We start from the raw sequence: 22,781 nt of genomic DNA, 5'->3' as shown, positions 1-22,781 counted from the left end.
TACTTAGCACGTTCAGTATTATCTTTTTCCTTTTCCAGCCTCACGGGACTGTATTAAAAGGCATATTATGTTGTATCAATTATGACAAAAGTATAGAAGAAAGTCAATGTTTATTTCTGATATTTTGTATGACTTGTTCGAATTTTGTCGGTAAAGTCGCTTGAAATTCCATTGGTTCATTGGAAATTGGATGATTAAAAGTTAATTTATATGCATGTAATGCTTGTCCATCTACATCAATCGATTTTCGTTGTCCGTACTTAGGATCGCCGACAATTGGAAATCCAATATATTTCATGTGTACTCTAATTTGGTGTGTTCTTCCAGTATCTAAAATACACTTCACCAATGTATACTCACCATAAAATCTCTCGACAACTTCAAAATGGGTAATGGCATTTTTTCCATTTTCAACAACATCCATCAACTGTCTATTTTTTGTACTTCTACCAATTGGCGCATCTATCGTCCCGTATTCATGAGGGATATCTCCATGTACTAAAGCATAATACTCTCGTTTTATTTTTTTCTCTTTCATTTGATTTGCAAGATTCTCGTGCGCTTTATCATGTTTTGCTACGACTAATAATCCACTTGTATCCTTGTCTATTCGGTGTACAATACCTGGTCTTTTGATACCATTAATACCTGATAAATCATCACAATGATACAATAAAGCATTTACTAATGTATCTGTATAATGACCAGCTGATGGATGTACGACCATACCACTTTTCTTATTCACAACTAATATATCGTTGTCTTCATAAGTAATATCAATAGGAATATTTTTAGCAGTTACTTCTAATGGCTCTGCTATCGGAATTTGCCATTCTACGTTATCGTCTTCTTGACATGTATAATTAGGTTTGACATGATTTCCATTTACTTTGACAAGTTTTTTATCAAACCATGTTTTAATTTGAGATCTAGAGTAGTCCTCCGTAACATCAACCAACAATTTGTCTATTCTCGTACCTTTTTCCTCTTGTTGCACAATATGTTCTGTTTTACACATTACTTTTTTGCTCCTTTATTTCTTCGCTCTTCAAGAATTGTTGCAATGAAAATCAACACAACTCCAACTACTAATGCTGAATCAGCAATATTGAAAATTGGATAATTATATGAGCCAATATAAATGTCAAAGAAATCTACCACTTCTTTTCTAAACAAACGATCAATAAAATTACCAATTGCTCCACCTAATACGAACGCTAATGCTACTCCTAACAGCTTGCTTTCTTTGGCATGTTTTTGTATATAATATACCACAAATCCTATAACAATAAGTGTAATAATATAAAAAAACATCATTTGTCCAGCTAATATCCCCCATGCTGCACCAGTGTTCCGATGTGATGTAAGATAAAAGATATCTCTAATAATGGTTATCTGTTCTCCAAGTTCCATATTCTTCACAACTAACCACTTGCTAAATTGATCTAATAAAATCACTACACTTGCTAATACGTAAATCCACATGACTTTCACCTCTATTATTCTAAATTCATCTACAAACTATTTTTCATTATAGCATGAATACGCAAGAAGTTTATATATGACCTTACGCAACTATTAAAAATAAAGAAGCTTCCATACTAACTGGAAGCTTCTTCACACAATTGATTAGTAATTCTCTTTTACAACTGTTGCACATCTAGTACAAAGTGAAGGATGTGCTTCGTCTGTTCCAACAGTATCCGAGATTACCCAGCAACGTTCACACGTTTCTCCTTCGTGCTTAGAAATGTCTACTGTTACATAGTCATATTCTTTACCATCTGTAATCTCATCAACCCATTCGACATTTGAAACGATTAATAGCTGATGTAAATGTGGTATTTCTCTCATCACATGAGCGACATGATCGTTATTCGCTTTTATTTTTACATTTGCTTCTAAAGATTTTCCGATAATTTTATTTGTTCTTGCTTCTTCAAGCCCTTTAAGAATATCATCTCTTATTTCCATGAAGAAGTCCCATTTTTCTTCAATTGCATTCGCATTTGCAATTTCTTTTGCATCAGGCATGTCACACAATTGCACATATTCTTCTTCCACATCAGGAATAAATGACCAAATTTCTTCCATTGTATGTGTTAAAATCGGTGACAATAATTTAGCTAACGTTGTAACTATTTCATAATAAACTGTTTGAATACTTCTTCTACGTGGATGATCATTTGCTTCAATATATAAAATATCTTTAGCGAAATCCAAGTAGAATGAACTTAAATCAATACTGCAGAAATGATGAATTGTTTGATAAACTGTTGAAAAGTCATAATTCTCATACGCATTTCTTACTTTGTCAATTACATTTTGTAATTTGATTAACATATATTTGTCGACTTCTTCTAAATTATCATCTTCCACACGATTGATTAATCTGAAATCATCTAAATTACCTAGCAAAAAGCGGAATGTATTTCTAATTTTGCGATACCCTTCAGATGTTTGTTTAATAATATCATCTGAAATACGAACATCTGCTTGATAATCAACTGATGCAACCCATAACCTTAAAATATCAGCACCATATTGCTTCATAATTTTTGAAGGAACAACGACATTTCCTACTGATTTACTCATTTTTCTTCCTTTACCATCTAAAACAAATCCATGTGAGATAACTGTTTCATATGGTGATTTTCCTGTTACCGCAACAGAAGTAGAAATAGATGAGTTAAACCATCCACGATATTGATCAGATCCTTCTAAATAGACATCGGCAGGTCTTCTAAGTTCCTCGCGATGATGCAGAACACCAGCATGAGAAGAACCGGAGTCAAACCAAACATCCATAATATCTGTTTCTTTGGTAAATGTTCCATTAGGACTATGTTCAGAAGCAAATCCTTCAGGTAACAAATCTTTTGTTTCCCACTCAAACCAAATATTAGATCCATGCTCACTAAACAATTGAGCAACATGAGAAATGGTTTCATCTGTAATGATTGGTGTTTTATCCTCACCGTAGAATACCGGAATTGGTACACCCCATGTACGTTGACGTGAAATACACCAATCTTCGCGATCACGGACCATATTATATAATCTTGTTTCACCCCATTTAGGTACCCAATTTACACGTTCAATTTCTGCTAAAATTTCTTCACGGAAATCTTTAATTGATGCAAACCATTGATTTGTCGCACGGAATATTGTTGGTTTTTTCGTACGCCAATCATGCGGATAGGAGTGTGTAATAAATTCCATTTTAAGTAATGCATGATTGTCATTTAATAATTCCGTTACTTTTTTGTTTGCTTCATCATAGAATAATCCTTCAAATCCAGGTGCTTCATCTGTGAAAACACCTTTTTCATCAACAGGGCATAATACGTCTAAACCATACTTTTTCCCAACAACAAAGTCATCTTCCCCGTGACCAGGTGCCGTGTGTACAAGACCTGTACCACTCTCCGTTGTCACATGATCACCTAGAATAATTAAAGAATCTCTATCATAAATTGGGTGTTTGGCAACGATATGTTCTGCTTCTTTCCCAGTAAATTGTTTGATAACCTCAGGATTATTCCATTCAAGTTTATCTTTTACTTTTTCTAACATCGCTTCTGCAATCACATACTTAGTTGCATCTTCTTTAACTACGATATAAGTTAAATCTGGATGTAGTGAAATAGCTAAGTTTGCAGGAATTGTCCATGGTGTAGTAGTCCAAATAATGAATTTTTCATCACCATCTAATAAACCTTTACCATCTAGTACATCAAATGCAACATAAATCGAAGCAGATCGCTTATCTTGATATTCGATTTCCGCTTCAGCTAATGCAGATTCAGAAGATGGAGACCAATAAACTGGTTTTAATCCTTTATAAATGTATCCTTTTTTCGCCATTTCACCAAATACTTTTATTTGCTCTGCCTCGTATTCTTTATTTAATGTAACGTAAGGATTATCCCAATCCCCTCTTACACCTAATTGTTTGAATTGTTCTCTTTGATTATCTACTTGCTTTAAAGCATATTCTGCACACTTTTGGCGGAATTCCGCTACTGACATCTTTTTTCGGTTTACTTTCTTTTTCGCTAATGCCGATTCAATTGGTAATCCGTGTGTGTCCCATCCTGGCACATATGGCGCTTGAAAGCCTGTCATTGATTTGTACTTAACTATAAAGTCTTTTAATACTTTATTAAGCGCATGCCCCATATGAATATCTCCATTTGCATATGGCGGTCCATCATGAAGAACGAATAACGGCCTATCTTGTGTTTTACTTTGAACTTTCTCATATAATTTCTCTGCTTCCCATTTTTCTTGAAGCCCTGGTTCCTTATTTGGCAAATTACCTCGCATAGGAAAAGCTGTTTGAGGCATATTTAATGTTTGTTTATAATCCATTATCTGTTTCCTCCTTTTAATCTTGTATCTTATTCATGTAGAAAATTATCGATTTAATTTAAAGCTTATTATTAAAATGAATTAAAAAAAGCCCTTCTATCCCCAAAAAGGGACGAGAAGAACTCGCGGTACCACCCTTATAGATAATTTCAAACAATTATCCACCTTAGTCTATTCGTATCGTGAACAAAACGAATATTCTTACTTACATTCAGAATATTAACTCATGGGTGATGTTCAATGAATATCTGCTATTAGGCTTACACCTTCCCTAATTCGCTTTAAACAGATTGTATTCACTTACTGTCCCAATCAACGTTATTATAATTGATTTAATTGTAATAAGATTATAGTGAAATATTGCATATTCGTCAAGATTAATATGAATTCGATTCTTCCTTATTTTTCATTTCTTCAATTTCTGTATCGAATACATTATCCCAATCATCATTTTCTAACAAATCTAATTGAGCTTCTACTAACATTTTTAATCTTGTTCGGAAAACTTTTGCTTGTTTTTTCAGTTCTTCCACTTCTAAAGCGATTTTTCTAGACTTATGTAATGCCTCATTAATAATTCTATCTGCATTTTTTTCTGCTTCCTTAATTATTAATTTCGATTCTTTCTTTGCATTTTCTTTCACTTCTTCTGCAGTCTCTTGGGCAACTAGTATGGACTTATTGAGCGTTGTCTCAATATTAGAAAAATGATTTAATTTTTCGTTTAATTGGTCTACTTGATCTTTCAATTCTTTTTTTTCTCTTATTATTGTCTCGTAATCTTTAATAATCTGATCTAGAAACTCATTAACATCATCTTCATCATACCCTCTAAACCCTCTAGCAAATTCCTTATTGTGAATATCAAGTGGTGTTAACGGCACACTGGCCACCTCCTATTTCTAATGAAAAGTTATATCTATCGTACCACAATTATCGAATAAGAAAACAAAAATTTTTTATTGTTATAACAATTTAGAATATGTAATCTTCAATTTATCTTTTTTTGATCTACCATCGAACGAATCTAAGCGGGTTCTTCCTTTACCTCTAACAGAAATCATATCATTTGCTTCAATTAGATATGCAGGTTGATCAATCAATTGGTGATTTACTTTCACATGTCCTTTTTTTATTGAATCAGAAGCAAGCTGTCTAGATATGTTATACATCTCTTTAATCAAGACATCTAAGCGTAACGACGAGCAAGTTGTGTGAAATGTCGACCAATCATTTTGACTAGTTAGTTTATGTTGTGCACTCACTTCAGTAAATTCAAGATTGGCACGTTTTATTGAGGTTACATTTGCCATTAAATATGTAGATATATCTTTACAAACTAAAATTTGAATGACTCCATTTTGAATAACCAAATCACCCAATTTATCTCGTTTTATTCCTGCTGACAAAAAAGCACCTAAAACATCTCGATGTTCCATTTTAATAAATTTTTCATTAAATTTAGCTTGTAATACTACCACTTCAAAATCTTTATCTTCAATTTGTTCATAATATTGGGCTAAAACTGCACGCTTTCTTTCTGCATTATCCCATAGGCCATAAAAATGTAATTGCAGTGTTTCATCATTCCCAATTACATTTTCAAATATGTGTTGTTCCCTTGGATGTAAAAAATCTGTCAGCTTTACTTCATACCGATTCGTCACTTGAGAACGCCAACTGATTACCTGATCAATAAAAGGTTCTTCTTCTTTACGAAAATGTTGATATATATCCATTTTTATTAAAAACCAAACACAATAATACGATAAAGATAATTTAATCCGCCTATTGCAAATTGCAACACAAAAATCGCCACAATTGGAGAAATATCAATAACCCCACCAATTGGCGGAATTATTTTTCTAAATGGTTCTAAATAAGGTTCCACGATTTTCGCTAAAAGTTGGCCAATGGAAGATTCTCTTGCTCCAGGAAACCACGACATCAAAATATAAATAATAATTGCATACATATATATTTGTATGCCATACCCAATAATTTGAAATAATACATCCATTCTTTATCTTACCACCTTTGTTCGATATCAATATCTTCCATTACCTCAGTAATATTACCGCTTATTTCAACTTGATCTGGTGTACACAAAAATGTCTGGCTACCCAGCTTTCTAATATTTCCTGAAAGGGCATATACAGTCCCGCTCATAAAATCCACAATTTTTCGAGCTTCCTGTGTGTCCACTCGCTGCAAATTAATCACAACAGATTTACGATTTACTACATGATCAGCAATTTCTTGTACTTCATTAAATGATCTAGGCTCACACAAAACAAACTTCGCTGATGATTGTACACTTTTTAAACTTACTACTTTTGAACGGTCTTTAACATCATTAACCGAGTTAGTCGCTATTTCCTGTTCATATTCTTCCTCATGAACGATTTCATACTCATCTTCTAAGCCAAACAAATGTTTAAACTTACCTTTCATCCCCATCTTCTGTACACCTCTATTCTTCGTATGGGCCTACAAGCTCTGAACCTATCCTAATATGAGTTGCTCCTTCTTCTATTGCAATCATATAATCATTACTCATCCCCATCGATAAGTATTGGCACGGGGCATGAGAGTACTGTTGTTCTTCTATTTCTTCTTTTAATAACTTTAGCTTTCTAAATGTCGTACGTAACACAGTCTCATCTGTAACATGTGGTGCCATTGTCATTAAACCAACTACATGAATAGAAGGGTATTCTTTTAATTGTTGAATAAAAGCATGCACTTCTTCTTCATTCAACCCATGCTTAGATTGTTCTCCACTCGTATTTACTTGAACAAAACAATTGATTTTTTTTTCTTGTCGCTTATTTATTTCTTTTGCAAGTGACATTCGATCTAATGAATGAATATAATCAACATGGTCAATGACATCTTTTACTTTTCTTGATTGAAGTGTTCCAATAAAATGCCATATTGCTTCATTGGCAATGGACTCTTTTTTACTTAATAATCCTTCAGGTCTATTCTCACCAATGTGCTTCACACCTGAATCAATAGCTTCTATTGTTCGTTCGATTGAAACATATTTCGTCACACCAATTATTGTAATATCTTCTATTTTACGATTTGCTTTTTCGCACGCTTTTCTTATATTGTTCTGAATATTTACTAAATTTTCTGCAACAGTCATTGAAATGAGCATACTCCTTTAAAAATTATTTTTTGTTATTTAAAGCCAATAAAACCTAACATTCTCCCAGTTTTTCCATTGTCTCTTCGATGAGAAAAAAACAAGTCTGACTCCACTGTACAATAATTTGATACGACTATTTGCGAACTATCAATTCCACTGTCCTTCAATTGTAAATAATTTAACTGTTTTAAATCTAAATGATATGCATTATCTATTATTTCATAACATTCCATATGCTTTTTCGGAATTTGATTAATGACTTCTTCGCTCACTTCATAACAGGTCTTACAAATAGCAGGTCCAATTACAATTTCTAGATTCTTCAAACTTACACCTAGCTCATCCAATTGCTTGATAGCTTGTTTCGCAATTTCTTTCACAGAACCTTTCCATCCTGCATGAAGTATTGCTGCAACCTTGTCTATTTTACTGTACATGAATATAGGTACACAATCAGCAAACATTAAAGCTGCTATCTTATTATTTTTCATTGTTATCAAACCATCTATATCTGCAATAACATCATGCAAACTTTTTGCATCACGTCCACCATCTTGCTCTGTCACAATATGGATATTACTATCATGTATTTGTTCTGCAAAAATCCATTGTTGTAAAGAGGTACCACAATTCTTTGCAAGCAATTCTCTATTTCTTACTACATCGTTTTTACTATCTCCGACATGTAGGCCTTGGTTATTTGAAGCATATGCACCTTTACTATAACCGCCATATTTAGTTGTGAATCCAGCAATGATTTCTTCCTCTTTTATCCAGCTATCAATAAATAATATTTCTTTATCTTTGTCATAAAAAAATGGGTTCATTCTCAATCGCTCCTACTTTAGAAATATTTTATCACAAAATCACGAAAGTTCCCAATTTTTAATGATTTTTGCTGATTTTAACCTATTTATTGATACACACTAGAAGCAGATTCTGCACAGGGAAAAACCTGAACGATTTATTTCAATTAGTTCAGGATTTACTAAAATTTTTTTAGTCACTAGTATCCACTAGTTATTTTGAGTTAATGATATCTTCCATTGAAAATAATAACGAAAACGGACAAATATACAATAATATTGTTCAATTGCTTTTGGCAGGTTCACTAATATAATAATTCGTCTTTTTAACTAAAATCACGTCCTGTCCAATCCTCATGACATTTTCCCACGGAATAATCACTTCTCTTTCCTCCCCAAAAAACCCTAGAACTTTAGATTGTGTTGCAACGATTAAGCTTACAATCCTACCATATTCTACATTTATTTCAATATCTGTTAAATGACCTATTTTTGTTCCGTCTTCTATATAAACAATATCTTTCATTTGCATTGACGATAATGTAATCATTTTAATCACCATCCTTATTTATATATATGTGTACAAAAGTAAATTATGGTGTGAATTTAAATGATTTTACAAATTCTAATTACCAAATATTTATCAATATCTATTGGAATGGCTGTGAATGACTTGGATAAACTAATATCGAGAGAGCAATGATCTCTCAAAACTAATCAAGAGGTGAATAGCGTGGGTAAAGACGAGCATAAATCAAAAAACAATAAGAATGGATTACCTCAAACGCCAAAAAATCAAAAGAACAATGGCATTGATGTAGAATTTTCAGGTGAGCTCGCAGATCAAGCCGATATGAAGGCAATAGAAAGAAGTAAAAAAGCAAAAAATAGAAATAATAGATAGGTAATTCAGTTAATAGAGATACGAACATTTTCCAAAAGAAAATAACAGCTGTGATTCTAATTTAAGAAAGTAAGAACTTAATTACACGAAATTCCCTACAATGTAATGAATATTCAAGTAGAGATGGAGATACAAGAATTCCTTCACTTTAAAAAATCCAAACGATTCGAAAGCTATTCATCGAATCGTTTGGATTTTGTGTGTGTTGAAAGAAAAACAAGATATAACTTCATTGGATAATTTAGAGATTCTATATGTGCTTGGCAACCAATACAGATTGTCCGCGCACAATCATTACTAATTTAAAGTAGTGTCGAATTATTTTTTATTGCAAACCAATACATATGGCATCGTTCGTGTTTTGTGTTAAAAATAATAGGTATGTCCATACTTTTTTCTTGTAATAAAGAAATTTATTTAAAGACTTCCCTTTTTTCGTTTATTACTCAAACATTTCTTTATTCATTTCTTTTATAGCTGCTTTTTCTAGTCTTGAAACTTGCGCTTGTGAAATGCCAATTTCCTCAGCTACTTCCATTTGGGTTTTCCCCTGAAAAAAACGCTTATTCAATATCATTTTTTCACGATTATTTAATCTTCTCATTCCTTCTTTAATCGATAAATGATTAATCCAATCATTGTCTTTGATACTATCATCACTCACTTGATCCATGACATAGATTGGATCGCCACCATCATTAAAAATCGGTTCAAATAAAGAGACAGGGTCTTGAATGGCATCTAGTGCGAATATTACATCTGTTACTGGAACTTCAAGTTCATTTGCGATTTCCGCTGGAGAAGGATCTTTTGATGTTTCACTCATTAATTTTTCACGCGCATGTAACGCTTTATATGCTATATCCCTTAACGACCTTGACACGCGAATTGGATTATTATCTCTTAAGTATCTTCTAATTTCTCCAATAATCATAGGTACTGCATACGTTGAAAATTTCACATTTTGACCTAAATCAAAATTGTCGATGGACTTAAGTAAGCCAATACACCCTACTTGAAATAAATCATCACCATACTCACCACGATTATGAAATCTTTGTATCACACTTAATACCAAACGAAGATTACCATTCACTAATTTTTCACGTGCTGTTTGATCTCCAGCTTGCATTTCTCTAAATAATTTTCGCATTTCTTCATTTTTTAGTACTGGTAATGTAGAAGTATCTACCCCACATATTTCTACTTTATGTCTTGTCATATTGTACCCTCCCGATTGGAGATCCTTCTCAAAGTTCAGTATCACCAATCGGGAAGTATTTATGCATTTTTAATCCAATTACAAATTAAACCATTTTATTAAATTCTTTTTGTAATCTTTTAATAATTTTCTTTTCTAATCTTGAAATATATGATTGTGATATACCTAACATATCAGCAACATCTTTCTGCGTCATTTCCTCATTATTAACAAGACCAAATCGTAGTTCCATGATTTGCTTTTCTCTACCATTTAGTTGTTCTAACGCATTCTTTAATAGCACTTTGTCTACATCTTGTTCCAAATCTTTAAATGTGACATCTTCATCCGTCCCTAACACATCAGAAAGTAATAACTCATTTCCATCCCAATCTACATTTAAAGGTTCATCAAAAGAAACTTCTGTTTTTATTTTATTATTCTTTCTTAAATACATGAGGATTTCATTTTCAATACATCTTGATGCATATGTTGCTAATTTTATCTTTTTTTCTGGATTAAATGTATTAATCGCTTTAATTAAACCAATTGTTCCAATACTGATTAAATCCTCTATATTAATTCCGGTATTCTCAAACTTCCTTGCAATATAGACAACTAATCGTAAATTTCGTTCAATTAACATCGCTCTTGCAGCCTTGTCTCCGTTTGGTAGTTTATTAATTAATTCAAATTCTTCCTCTTTTGATAGAGGTGGTGGCAATGCTTCACTACCACCAATATAAAAAATCTCTTCATCCACATAACCTAGTTTTTTTAATATTTTCATCCACATTTGTTTATATTTTGTTTTCATTTCAATCATACATACCACTCCTCATTATGTACTTAACTAACATCTAAAAAGAGTTTAGGATGGAGCAAACAGTGATAGCTATTATCTGAGACTAATGTGCCTAATTTAACTCCAATCAACACATCCTCACATTCATGTTGGTGATTTTTATCTAAGTATATGCTTACTTTATCTGGTGAAAATGCAATTAACCACTTCGTTTCGCCATTAATTCCTTTGTATGGCACTAAACGATATGGACAATCCTCCGGCATTGCACCTTCTTCTAATAAGCGATACCACTCCACCAATTCTTTCCACTCTTCACAATTAAATAATGGTTCAAGAAAGTTCTCATCACCAATAATCACAGGTTTATTTGTAAGAGGATCAATTAAATGATTGCCACTATCCACATAACCTGAGACATAAGCCTGCTTATTTCGCCATAGTACACTTACTTGATACAAGAAATCTTTTTTAAATTGAAAATACTTATGCTTGTCCATTCTTTTTTTTGTAAAAATACAAATAGCAGGAAATAAAATAGCGACAAATATTACATGAATTTCTGATGATGACAATCTAACTTCATTTTCAAACAAATTTGAGTTATCAAACATAAAGTGAATGCCTAGTAAGCCTCCACCTATAGTGAATGTCATGAAATAAAATGTGAATAATCGTTTCATCATCTCTGAAAACGAAATAAAACCAAATGCAACTAGTATCATGACAACAGAATGGAGAAATTTGATATACCATTGTTCAAAATAAAGATGAGGAAAGAATACTTGTAATAGTACAATCAAAGATCCAATCAATCCTGCGAAACAAACACGAGTCCATTTAACATGTATATATAAAACAGATTGTGTTAACAAGAGAATGGACCAATCAATTAACCAATTTATTATCCAAATCATTTCCACATAAACTATCACAGACATACGCTCCGTATAACAATTTAAAAGATATATTTAGTATAAAAGATGAATGATTAAAAATCTGTCAAATGAAGGATGAAAATACGCTCTATTTTTAAGATGTTTTCACTGATTTTGTTGAATCTTCTTTTCATACTGAAATTTTTTTAGATGAGTATTTTTTAATTTGCAGGAAAAAAGAAAAAGCATGCCACTTCTAATTGTGACATGCTTTTGTATCTATAGATATTAACTCAGAACTTAATTATCTTCTTCGGTTTCTATTTCGTAAGAATGTAGGAATATCTAGTGTATCTTCTTGTGGTTTAGTTCTACTTGCTGAAGAAGCAGTCTGTGCATGAGCTGTTTCTTGTTGCTTCTCATCTTTCTCACGATTAACTGGTTGTTTTTGTTGGAATGCTGGTTTTGGTTTATTTTGAGCATTTTTTAATTGTGCTTCATCAAAACCAGTAGCAATGACTGTTACAACAATTTCATCTTTTAAATCTTCATTAATTACTGAGCCGAAAATCACATTTACTTCTTGGTCAGCAGCTGATGTTACGATATCTGCAGCTTCTTGTACTTCATATAAACTAAGATTTGTACCACCAGTAATATTCATTAACACACCATGAGCACCATCAATAGATGTTTCTAATAATGGAGAAGATATAGCTTTCTTTGCAGCCTCTGCAGCTCTGTTCTCACCTGTAGCAATCCCAATACCCATTAGTGCAGAACCTTTGTCAGCCATAATTGTTTTCACATCTGCAAAGTCTACGTTAATTAACCCTGGAGTTGCAATTAAATCAGAAATACCTTGAACACCTTGACGTAATACATTATCCGCTTCACGGAATGCTTCTAACATTGGCGTATTTTTATCGATAATCTCTAATAAGCGATCATTCGGAATCACGATAAGTGTGTCTACATTGCTTTTTAAACCTTCAATTCCACTTACTGCTTGTGTAGCGCGTTTTCTACCTTCAAATGTAAATGGTCTTGTCACAACACCTACAGTTAGTGCTCCTAATTCTTTAGCAACTTGGGCGATGACTGGTGCAGCACCAGTTCCAGTACCTCCACCCATTCCTGCTGTAACAAACACCATATCCGCACCTTTTAGTACTTCTTCAAGTTGTTCCTTACTTTCTTCCGCAGCTTTGCGACCAACTTCAGGATTTGCTCCTGCACCTAACCCACGAGTTAACTTCGTACCTAATTGCATTTTCACTTCGGCTTTAGATAAATTTAATGCTTGTGCATCTGTATTTACAGCGATAAAATCAACGCCTTGTACTCCGTGCTCAATCATTCGATTTACAGCGTTGCTTCCGCCTCCACCAACACCAATTACTTTAATTGATGCTAGTTGATCCATATTCGTATCAAAATCTAACATTCTATTTTCCTCCCAATTTTGCTAGTTTTTATGTGTAGTTTAAATCTCTTTGTGTTTTTTGCTTACTAACTAGTCAAAGAAATACTTAAAGATATTTGCTAGTTTTGGATCCTTTTTCTCTTTTTTCTTTTGTTGCTTCGCTTGTTTCGGTTGTTTAACAGATTCCGTTCTGTAATGTTCTTCGTTTCTACTTTCTGTTTGATTAGAAGCAGAAATCGCTCCAGAAAACTCTTTCCCCTGTATTTTCGCATTCTTATAAGCAAATTTCAAGATACCTATACCTGCAGTGTACTGAGGTTCACGTACACCGATATAATCAGGAATTGCTATACGTACATTTGTCTGGTATATGTATTGCGCTAAATCACATGCACCGGGCATACTCATTGTACCACCTGTTAATACAATACCACCAGGCAAATCGTTGTATCCCATTTTTTGAATTTCTCTCGCACTATAAACTAATATTTCTTCTAATCTAGCTTCAATAATTTCTACTAAATCAAGTTGATTGAATTCTTCCCTTTTGTTGCTTCCAATAATATTTACTTCCATTGTTTCTTCTTCACTTGCATCATCATAAAAAGCATGTCCATGATTTAGCTTTATATTCTCAGCTTCTTCTGTTGTTGTGCGAAGACCAATAGATAGATCTTTAGTGATGTTATATCCGCCTAATGGTAAGACACTTGTACCGACTAACGTACCATGTTCAAATACGGATACTGTTGTGCTTCCACCACCAATATCTATTAAAGCTACACCTAAGTTTTTTTCGTCTTTTGATAAAGCAACTTCACCTGTTGCTAATGGATGCAAACATAAGTCCATTACAGTTAAACCAGCTTTTTCCACACATTTCAAAATATTATGTAACATTGTTTTCGAACATGTAATAATTGTTCCTTGCATTTCTAATCTTACACCAATCATCCCTCTTGGGTCACGAATTTCATCTAATCCGTCTACAATAAATTGTTTTGGTATAACGTCAACAATTTCTCTTTCAGGTGGAATGGACATAACTTGAGCGGCATCCATTACTCTGTGAATATCTTCCTCTTTAATTTCTTTATCATCACTAGATACAGCTACTACTCCGTGACATGGCTGCAATTGAATGTGGTTTCCGTTAATACCTACTACTACTCTATCAATATGTACATCTACCATTCGTTCTGCCTGCTCAACAGCTGATTTAATGGATTGAACTGTTTCATCAATATCTACAATAGCCCCTTTTTTCATACCTAATGATTTAGAGGATCCTACTCCGATAATATTTAACGAATCTCCAACTACTTCACCGATAATAACTTTAATTTTTGATGTACCTATATCCAGGCTGACTAAAATTTCGTTGTTGTCCATGAGGCACCTCCTATTTCTATACATGGAATATTTTTAAATTGTTATACATAAACTATGTTACAAACTATTATAATAAATATAAAGTAATTTTTACATGAATATCTGAAAAAAGTTCATATTAATTGTCTTTTTTATTAGACAAGTTCTCAATTCTTTCCTTTTTCTTGTTTTTTTGTAAGTTATCAAAAAATAATCTTCTAATTATAGCAAGATTTTGAAACAAGCGTACGCCAAATGCAAATATTGCTGCTAAGTATAAATCAATACCTAATTGTACGCCTAAAAAAGCAAGAAAAGCTGCTAAAGTTACATTAAAGAAAAAACCAGAAATAAAAATCGTATGAACAAATTTGCCTTCTAATTGTGCCCGTATGCCTCCAAACAAAGTATCTAACGCAGCTAAAACAGCTATTGATAGGTAATTAGTATATGCTGGTGGTATTGTAAAGTTTGTTAATAATCCTAAAGTTAATCCAATAATTAAAAACACTATAGGTACCCACATTTTAATTTACATCCTCTTCCGCTTGTTCTGATATTTCAATTCCTGACATATCGATCGTACCTTCATATGGTTGCAAATATAAATCACTTGCTTTTTCAAACGTCAATTTAATATTTTCCATAGCTAAGTAATCAATTACTTCACTTACTTCCATATGATTTATCAGACTGTCGACATTATTTGTGAGGACTTTAATTTCTAATGGTAAATCACTGATAGGACTATTATTTACATATACTTTATCATTTACATTTCTGATTGGAGATATATTGATTAATCGTTCTTGATCAATTACTATATCTGTTGCACCAAATTGATTTAACTGATTCACCACTATATGTAATAAATCTGCGTTGATTTTTGGATAAATCTGATATGGTTGATCTTCTAAAAAGATTGGTTGAAATGTAATAATAACGCCATTACCTTTCTTCTCTATCAAACCTGCTTGTTCTTCTAACAATTTGATTGAATCATTCAATGTCTCTATTTGAATATGTTCAGATTTCTCCTCATAATTAGATAGTAACTCCTCATGTATCGTAATTTCATCATATAAATGTTGTTGTTGTTGTTGCTGTTCCGCTATGGCAGATCTGATTTCCCATAAATCGCGTGAGTCTTGAGTCTTTTGAGAACTTTCAGCTTCAAACAAAACGGCAATCATAAAACCTATGAGAAAACAAATAAAACTGACAGAAAGCAGGGCTTTTCTTGATATCTTTTGCATACTATTCACAATTCCTTCGCTTGCATTTCAATTGTGCCCTTTTTTTCAATAGTCACTTGCACATGATCTTGGACTAAGTAATCCATCACACCATTTTTTAATTGCAAACTAACATTTAATATTTCACTATCACCAATTGCAGAAATAACAAAAGGCGCTGGATATGTTTGGCCATCTATTAAAATAACTGGCCCCACACATGTAATATGACTACTTCTAAATATTCTTTGTCCATTTATCGAGATAGCCTTTGCGCCGGCACTGTACAATTCGTTTATTACAGTATGTATATGTCGGTCATGAACAATGTAGTTATTTGCATGTTCTTCATTCGGAACATACGTAGCATCTTCTAATGTTATTTGAATTCCTTCCCCTTTAATTGGTAAAGCACCTGTTAATTTTTGCAATTTGTTCTTCATATCTACTAGATGATGAATGGAGTCTTTTTCGTCAGACAAAGACGCTTCTACTTTATTAATCTCTTGTTTCATTTGATTTAGCTCAGAACGCAATTGTTTATTTTTTTCTTCCAGTTCGATAAGTTGATTACGATAAAAAAATTCTTCTTCCCATTCTTCTCCACCTAATTGTACAATATCGCTTTCTGTCCTCGCATGTTCAAAACTTATCGTAATTAAAAAGCCTAATACAAAAAAGACAAGGGCGTACATAAGCCTTCTATTTCTCATTCTACCTTGTCAATCCTCTCTGATTTACCTGAATCAAAAGGTGTAAATACCGCACCTGCTTCATCAATTGTAATGACTCCAGGTACCCCATCCTCAAGTTGGTTGACTATAGAAGGATAAGAAGTCAATAAGTCAGCAAAACTTCTTGCTGTGATTTCTACTTGATAACCATCTGTCATAAACAATATTAATTTTTGTTGATTTGTATCTGTTGGTGCCCATTGTATTTCAGAAATTAATGCATGAATATATCTAGGTAATTTATTCAATTCTTTAGCTAGACGCTCTATGTTAGGATAATTGTCAAAGTTAACTAACAAAGGTACAGAGCGTACTATACTATTATTAGAAAACTCTGTTAAACTATTGCCATTTTCTAGTAACGGAACCAATCCATTTTCTGTTTGCATGTTACCTACATAATTCAATTCTTTTATATGTAGAATGATGCCATTTGTTAAGTATTTTTTCTCCATATTTACTTCACTAATTTGTGGATGCTTTTCGAGCTTTTCTTGAATATCTTTTTTCTGAATGCCCCAAAAATTTGTATAATGATCAATATCAGATAATGTAATTATCTCTTCTTCTGAAATCAACACTTCTCCTTCTACATCTATACTTTTAACATAACTTAACGGTGATTGTAAATAAATAACAACAAATAAAAGAAGAAAAAATACAATCACATACATCGTTATTTTACGGTTTGCTTTTTTTCTTCTTTCTTTTTTCAATTGTGGTATTCTATCTTCAATTGAAACAACTCTTTTTTGTTCCATACAAATTAACTTCCTTTTATCGAAAATTCTTAAGTCTAATTATAGCATACATCTATATACTAGCTACTATTTTATGCAAGAAAGTCACTTCCGATATTTACTAATATTCAATAATATACCCACAGAGCATAATGTTAAAGTCAATGATGAACCACCATAACTTAAAAAAGGTAACGTTATACCAGTTACAGGTATTAATCCGATAACAACACTAATGTTTATCATTACTTGTATTGCAATCATTCCTACAATGCCAATACTAAGGAAGCGCGCGAATAAATCTGGTGCATACAAGCTTACTAATATCCCTCTCCAAATGAATAATAAGAACAATAAAATGACAATGAATCCGCCAATAAACCCTAATTCTTCTGCAATAATTGCAAAAATAAAGTCATTGTGAGGTTCAGGTAAGTAAAAATACTTTTGTAGACTATTTCCATAACCCACACCAAATAATCCACCAGGTCCGATCGCATATAATGACTGAATAATTTGAAACCCTGTTCCTAATGGATCTTGCCAAGGATCAAGAAAAGATGTAATGCGATTAATTCGATATGGTGCAGACAATATTAACAAAACAAATCCAATGATTCCGAATCCAATTAATATGAAGAAGTGAGAAATTCGTGCACCTGCAATAAACAATAATAAAAAACTAGTTAAAATAAAAACCATACCAGTCCCTAAATCAGGTTGTAACATAATTAATAGAAACAAACTTACGATAAGTAGAAGAGGTGGTAAAAATCCTTTTTTAAAAATAGTAATCTTTGATTGATGCTTGACTAGATATCCACTTAAAAATAGAATCATGCCTAACTTCATGAACTCAGCAGGTTGAATACTAAAAGCACCTACACCAATCCAACTTCTTGCACCACCTCGTACCATTCCAACACCTGGTATTAATACAGCGATTAATAGTAAGATACAACTAATAAAAATCCATTTCCGATGTTTAATCCAATAAAAATATGGAATATGTGATACAAATAACATCGCTACAACGCCAGTACCCGCAAACAACAATTGACGTTTAATGAAATACAACGCATCATCAAACTTATATGTTGCCCATATAGATGAAGCACTATATACCATAAGTGTTCCTATTATTAATATAATGATAATTAAAGAGAATAATACGTAATCCATTTTTCCAGTGGTTAACTGTTTGTTCAATAAAAAAACCCCCTAATTAGATATAATCAGGGGCAAAACGATTTACTGAGCACATTATAATAGACAAGCCCCTACTATAATTTATGCACAGAATTCATAAACATGTTACCTCTCTCTTCAAATGTTGCGTATTGATCCCAACTCGCACATGCTGGAGACAATAAAACAACTTCATTCGGTGAGGATAATTGAAAAGCGCATTTCACTGCTTCTTCCATGTTATTTACTTTTTCTATATTCTCTAATCCAATTTCTTTACCTAAATCTATCAACTTACTAGCTGTTTCTCCAAAAACAACCATTCCTTTTACGTTGCTCATATAAGGTTTAAGTCCATCAAAACTATTTCCGCGATCTAATCCTCCAGCAAGTAAAATAATTGGTTTCTGAAAAGCCTGTAATGCTTTCGTTGTCGCTAAGATATTGGTTGCTTTTGAGTCATTATAAAACAATCGGTCTTCTTTATTTGCAACAAATTGTAAGCGATGCGCAACACCAACAAAAGTTTGTAACACATTTTTTATCGCTTCATTTGATACATTATACAATTTAGCTGTGGCTACTGCAGCAAGAATGTTCTCTAAATTATGCGAACCTACTAATGCAATATCATCAATTTTCATTACTTTTGTATTATTGTAGTAAATATACGTATCATCAGCATAAGCGCCATTAGGTAGCTTTGATTTACGGCTAAATGGCACAAGTTTTGCATTTGCTTTTTTTATCATTTCATTAACTTGTTCATCATCGGCATTATAGACCAGATATTCTTCTTCTGTCTGATTGCTAAATAAATTAGCTTTCGCATATTTATAGTTTTCTAATGTTTTGTGGTAATCTAAATGTGCCTCAAAGATATTCAGAAGAACCGCTACTTTTGGTTTAAAATATTCAATACCCATCAATTGGAATGAGGACAATTCAACTACCATTGTTTCATTCTCAGCTAAGTTCTCTGCTACTTCAGATGCTACATGTCCAATATTTCCAGCAATTCTTGATGGAATGGAACTTTCTTTCAACATTTCTGAAATCAATGTGGTTGTCGTTGTTTTTCCATTTGATCCTGTAATACCAATCAAATCATTGACATGCAAGTAATGTAATAGTTCAATTTCAGTCAAAATAGGTATCTTTTTAGATTGTGCCACTTCTAACAGAGGATTTTCATAAGGAATTCCAGGATTTTTAATAATAACATCAATATCGTCTAATAAATCTAATGGATGATCCCCTATGATGACTTTTATTTCGAGACTTCTCAATAAATGGACAGATGGATTATCATCTTGCGCTTTTAGATCATTTACAACAACATCTATCCCTTGACGATGAAGTAATTGACTTACAGCAGTACCGCTTTTTGCTAAACCTAACACGAGCACTTTCTTATAGGGAAAACCTTCTAATTTTCTCATTATGCTAACACCTCAATATAAATACCTAATATCGCAAAAAGTATTCCTACAAGCCAAAAAGTCGTTACAACTCGCCATTCACTCCATCCTTTTAATTCATAATGATGATGCAATGGACTCATAAGAAAAACTCTCTTTCTTGTTGTTTTAAAGGAAATAACTTGAATGATTACAGATAATGTTTCTATTACAAAAACACCACCAATAATGATTAATAAAATCTCCATTTTCAACAATATAGAGATGGCAGCAATGACTCCACCTAAAGCAAGCGATCCAGTATCGCCCATAAACACTTTAGCTGGATGTGCATTGAAGACAAGAAAGCCTAAAAGCGCTCCAACTACACTAAGCGCAAATAATGTGATAGACAAACTTTGCGTGCTATACCATGCCAAAATAGCAAAAGCACCAAATGCTACAGCTGCTGTTCCTGCCAATAATCCATCAAGTCCGTCTGTTAAATTCACAGCATTAGATGCACCAACTAGCATAACTATTATAAAAACTGCATAAAACCAGCCTAGTTCCAATGAAAAGTCTGTTCCTGGCACAGTAATACTTGTATCAAATTGTTGATTTTTCAATACAATGTAAAAAATGATGGATATAATAATCTGACCAAGCAACTTTTGCTTTGAATTCAATCCTAAGTTTCTTTTCATAACTACTTTAATAAAGTCATCTAAGAAGCCTAATAGTCCAAATCCAATTAAAACTAGCATTAACAACCAAAATTCATAATTCAAAACACCACCATTTACTTTTGCGATAACAATTGCACTCGTTATGACGATACTTACAATAATCATCAATCCGCCCATTGTTGGTGTGCCAGATTTTTTTTGATGAGATTTTGGTCCTTCTTCACGAATACTCTGTCCAAATTTCAATCGTTTTAGAAACGGTATAAAAATTGGGGATAGTAAGACTGTTATCAAAAATGCTATGGCTATAGTAATTAAAAAAGTATATTGACTCATTCATGTTCTCTCCTATCTGCTTACTTTCCCATTATTGAGAAACGATCTCTACTCACTTACAATAATCATTATTTATTTAATAGTTGACGAGCAACTTCAGCGTCATCAAAATCATGAACTGTATCACCGATAATTTGATATGTTTCATGTCCTTTACCTGCAATCAACACAATATCATTCGGTTTAGCTTGATTAATCGCCTGTTCAATTGCTTTATAACGATCAATAATTACTTGATAGTTTTCTTTTTTTATATCTTCAATCATATCTGTAATGATTGCTTGCGGGTCTTCTGATCTTGGATTATCAGAAGTGAATATTGCTGTATCGGCATACTCACAAGCTACATTTGCCATTAATGGTCTTTTGGTTTTGTCACGGTCGCCTCCGCATCCAACTATAGCAAATATCTTTCCATTACAAAATCCTTTAGCCGTTTTTAAAACATTTTCAAGTGAATCTGGTGTGTGTGCATAATCTACGATAACTCCAAATCCTTTGTCATTTAAAATCGGTTCAAACCTACCTCTTACACCACTAGTATGATTGAGAACGTGCTTTATTACATCTAATTCAATATTAGAACAGTACGCTGCTGCACTTGCCGCAAGCATATTATATATACTAAAATTCCCCATTAGTTTACTCGTTATTTCTATTTTTCCAATAGGTGTATGCATGATAAAGTCCGTTCCATCTGACTTCAACTGAATATTTGTAGCATAAAAGTCAGCTTTCTGATTAATGGCGTACGTAATAATGGGTTGAGCTGTTGCTCTACTTACAAATGCACTATTCTCATCATCGATATTGATAACCGCATATTTGTTTGTAGTGTAGTCATTGCCTAATTGTGCGAACAAAAGACTTTTAGCAAATAAATAATGGTCCATTGTTTTATGGTAGTCTAAATGATCTTGGGTTAAATTCGTAAATATAGCTATATCAAAATCCGCGCCGTTTACCCTACCTTGATCTAATGCATGTGAGGAAACTTCCATTATCCCGACATCAACTGCTTCTAAGCGCATTTTTTCAAAACTCTCCTGCAAAAATAAACTATCCGGAGTAGTATTTTTCACTTCTGTCACCTTATTATTAATTCGCATTTCTATTGTTCCAATAATACCAGTTTTTTTATTTGTTGCTTGGAACATTTCATCAATTAAATGTGTAACAGTTGTTTTACCGTTAGTACCTGTTACACCAATTAAAGGAAAATGACGTGAAGGATTCTGATAATATGTTGCCGCAATGAGTGGCAATAATTTAGATGTATTGCCTACAACAATTACAGGTACATTTAATTGTAATTGTCTCTCTGCAATCACTACAACCGCTCCGTTTTCAACAGCTAATTCTGCATAATCGTGTCCATCTACTGTATATCCTTTAATGCAAATAAATATGTGATTGTTTTTGACCTTTCGATGGTCCATCTCGATGCCATTCACTTCTATGTGGTCAATGGAATCTTTACATGTATAGGAAGGTACTTTTCTTAATATTTCTGTTAATTTTTGCATTCTATCACCTT

General features: G+C 32.8%; 24 protein-coding genes and 1 other annotated feature. Of the genes, 1 reads left to right on the top strand and 23 read right to left on the bottom strand.

The genetic code is table 11. From position 1 onward, the window contains the following. Positions 1–103 precede the first annotated feature (103 nt). The 10 genes from ACFOZ1_RS05860 to ACFOZ1_RS05815 all read right to left on the bottom strand — a co-directional run bounded on the left by ACFOZ1_RS05860 (position 104) and on the right by ACFOZ1_RS05815 (position 8,887). Positions 104–1,018 (bottom strand): RluA family pseudouridine synthase, encoded by a 915-nt coding sequence (locus tag ACFOZ1_RS05860; RefSeq protein WP_390197025.1) that lies wholly within the window; start codon positions 1,016–1,018, stop codon positions 104–106. Further along, entirely contained in the window at positions 1,018–1,485 is a 468-nt protein-coding gene (gene lspA / locus ACFOZ1_RS05855) for a signal peptidase II (RefSeq protein ID WP_390197022.1), read from the bottom strand. Before lspA ends, ACFOZ1_RS05860 begins: the two co-directional genes overlap by 1 nt. A 144-nt stretch (positions 1,486–1,629) precedes the next feature. Beyond that, complete coding sequence (gene ileS / locus ACFOZ1_RS05850; protein WP_390197021.1) at positions 1,630–4,374, bottom strand: isoleucine--tRNA ligase; 2,745 nt, start codon at positions 4,372–4,374, stop codon at positions 1,630–1,632. Between the two features lie 105 nt (positions 4,375–4,479). Beyond that, positions 4,480–4,699, bottom strand: a binding site (T-box leader). A 52-nt stretch (positions 4,700–4,751) separates the two neighbouring features. Further along, positions 4,752–5,258, bottom strand: coding sequence for a DivIVA domain-containing protein (locus ACFOZ1_RS05845; protein WP_390197018.1), 507 nt, complete (start codon positions 5,256–5,258; stop codon positions 4,752–4,754). 81 nt (positions 5,259–5,339) lie between these two features. Continuing rightward, positions 5,340–6,113, bottom strand: coding sequence for a YlmH family RNA-binding protein (locus tag ACFOZ1_RS05840; RefSeq protein WP_390197016.1), 774 nt, complete (start codon positions 6,111–6,113; stop codon positions 5,340–5,342). 5 nt (positions 6,114–6,118) lie between these two features. Continuing rightward, positions 6,119–6,394 (bottom strand): YggT family protein, encoded by a 276-nt coding sequence (locus tag ACFOZ1_RS05835; protein WP_390197014.1) that lies wholly within the window; start codon positions 6,392–6,394, stop codon positions 6,119–6,121. An 8-nt stretch (positions 6,395–6,402) separates the two neighbouring features. After that, positions 6,403–6,834 carry a cell division protein SepF gene (locus ACFOZ1_RS05830; protein ID WP_390197011.1) on the bottom strand — a complete coding sequence of 144 codons (432 nt, stop codon included), beginning with the start codon at positions 6,832–6,834 and terminating at the stop codon, positions 6,403–6,405. Between the two features lie 13 nt (positions 6,835–6,847). Further along, positions 6,848–7,528: a YggS family pyridoxal phosphate-dependent enzyme gene (locus ACFOZ1_RS05825; RefSeq protein ID WP_390197008.1), complete on the bottom strand. Its 681-nt coding sequence runs from the start codon at positions 7,526–7,528 to the stop codon at positions 6,848–6,850. 35 nt (positions 7,529–7,563) lie between these two features. Further along, the gene (pgeF, locus tag ACFOZ1_RS05820) at positions 7,564–8,358 is read right to left on the bottom strand and encodes a peptidoglycan editing factor PgeF (protein WP_390197005.1); all 795 of its coding nucleotides are present in this window, start codon (positions 8,356–8,358) and stop codon (positions 7,564–7,566) included. 262 nt (positions 8,359–8,620) lie between these two features. Continuing rightward, on the bottom strand, positions 8,621–8,887 hold the full coding sequence (locus ACFOZ1_RS05815; RefSeq protein ID WP_390197002.1) for a YlmC/YmxH family sporulation protein: 267 nt from the start codon (positions 8,885–8,887) through the stop codon (positions 8,621–8,623). Between the two features lie 183 nt (positions 8,888–9,070). On the opposite strand from ACFOZ1_RS05815, the gene ACFOZ1_RS05810 reads away from it, so the two are divergent. After that, positions 9,071–9,241, top strand: a complete 171-nt coding sequence (locus ACFOZ1_RS05810) for a YfhD family protein (RefSeq protein ID WP_390196999.1) — start codon at positions 9,071–9,073, stop codon at positions 9,239–9,241. Positions 9,242–9,683: 442 nt separating this feature from the next. Here the strand turns inward: ACFOZ1_RS05810 and sigG are convergent, their stop codons facing one another. From sigG to ACFOZ1_RS05745, 13 genes are all read right to left on the bottom strand, one after another. Then, a complete protein-coding gene (gene sigG / locus ACFOZ1_RS05805) occupies positions 9,684–10,463 on the bottom strand; it encodes an RNA polymerase sporulation sigma factor SigG (protein WP_390196996.1) in 780 nt (259 codons plus the stop codon). Between the two features lie 85 nt (positions 10,464–10,548). After that, positions 10,549–11,268, bottom strand: a complete 720-nt coding sequence (gene sigE, locus ACFOZ1_RS05800) for an RNA polymerase sporulation sigma factor SigE (RefSeq protein ID WP_390196993.1) — start codon at positions 11,266–11,268, stop codon at positions 10,549–10,551. 23 nt (positions 11,269–11,291) lie between these two features. Further along, positions 11,292–12,182 carry a sigma-E processing peptidase SpoIIGA gene (gene spoIIGA / locus ACFOZ1_RS05795; RefSeq protein ID WP_390196990.1) on the bottom strand — a complete coding sequence of 297 codons (891 nt, stop codon included), beginning with the start codon at positions 12,180–12,182 and terminating at the stop codon, positions 11,292–11,294. 247 nt (positions 12,183–12,429) lie between these two features. Next, complete coding sequence (gene ftsZ, locus ACFOZ1_RS05790) at positions 12,430–13,572, bottom strand: cell division protein FtsZ (RefSeq protein WP_390196987.1); 1,143 nt, start codon at positions 13,570–13,572, stop codon at positions 12,430–12,432. A gap of 69 nt (positions 13,573–13,641) precedes the next feature. Then, entirely contained in the window at positions 13,642–14,943 is a 1,302-nt protein-coding gene (gene ftsA, locus ACFOZ1_RS05785; protein WP_390196984.1) for a cell division protein FtsA, read from the bottom strand. Between the two features lie 118 nt (positions 14,944–15,061). After that, entirely contained in the window at positions 15,062–15,448 is a 387-nt protein-coding gene (locus ACFOZ1_RS05780; RefSeq protein WP_390196981.1) for a small basic family protein, read from the bottom strand. Position 15,449: 1 nt separating this feature from the next. Then, positions 15,450–16,178, bottom strand: a complete 729-nt coding sequence (locus ACFOZ1_RS05775; protein ID WP_390196979.1) for a DUF881 domain-containing protein — start codon at positions 16,176–16,178, stop codon at positions 15,450–15,452. Between the two features lie 5 nt (positions 16,179–16,183). Continuing rightward, on the bottom strand, positions 16,184–16,870 hold the full coding sequence (locus tag ACFOZ1_RS05770; RefSeq protein WP_390196976.1) for a DUF881 domain-containing protein: 687 nt from the start codon (positions 16,868–16,870) through the stop codon (positions 16,184–16,186). Continuing rightward, positions 16,867–17,652 carry a cell division protein FtsQ/DivIB gene (locus tag ACFOZ1_RS05765; RefSeq protein WP_390196973.1) on the bottom strand — a complete coding sequence of 262 codons (786 nt, stop codon included), beginning with the start codon at positions 17,650–17,652 and terminating at the stop codon, positions 16,867–16,869. Before ACFOZ1_RS05765 ends, ACFOZ1_RS05770 begins: the two co-directional genes overlap by 4 nt. 84 nt (positions 17,653–17,736) lie before the next feature. Then, the gene (gene spoVE / locus ACFOZ1_RS05760) at positions 17,737–18,813 is read right to left on the bottom strand and encodes a stage V sporulation protein E (RefSeq protein ID WP_390198074.1); all 1,077 of its coding nucleotides are present in this window, start codon (positions 18,811–18,813) and stop codon (positions 17,737–17,739) included. A 101-nt stretch (positions 18,814–18,914) separates the two neighbouring features. Beyond that, positions 18,915–20,261: a UDP-N-acetylmuramoyl-L-alanine--D-glutamate ligase gene (gene murD, locus ACFOZ1_RS05755; RefSeq protein ID WP_390196970.1), complete on the bottom strand. Its 1,347-nt coding sequence runs from the start codon at positions 20,259–20,261 to the stop codon at positions 18,915–18,917. Beyond that, entirely contained in the window at positions 20,261–21,244 is a 984-nt protein-coding gene (gene mraY / locus ACFOZ1_RS05750) for a phospho-N-acetylmuramoyl-pentapeptide-transferase (protein WP_390196967.1), read from the bottom strand. Before mraY ends, murD begins: the two co-directional genes overlap by 1 nt. Before the next feature lie 68 nt (positions 21,245–21,312). After that, on the bottom strand, positions 21,313–22,770 hold the full coding sequence (locus ACFOZ1_RS05745; protein ID WP_390196964.1) for a UDP-N-acetylmuramoyl-L-alanyl-D-glutamate--2,6-diaminopimelate ligase: 1,458 nt from the start codon (positions 22,768–22,770) through the stop codon (positions 21,313–21,315). Positions 22,771–22,781: the final 11 nt, after the last annotated feature.

Origin of the sequence: Gracilibacillus marinus (assembly GCF_042651725.1) — a bacterium.
GTDB classification, from domain to species: Bacteria; Bacillota; Bacilli; order Bacillales; family Amphibacillaceae; genus Gracilibacillus; species Gracilibacillus marinus.
The sequence above is the reverse complement of the archived record's forward strand: the minus strand, read 5'-3'. Positions and strand labels throughout refer to the sequence as shown.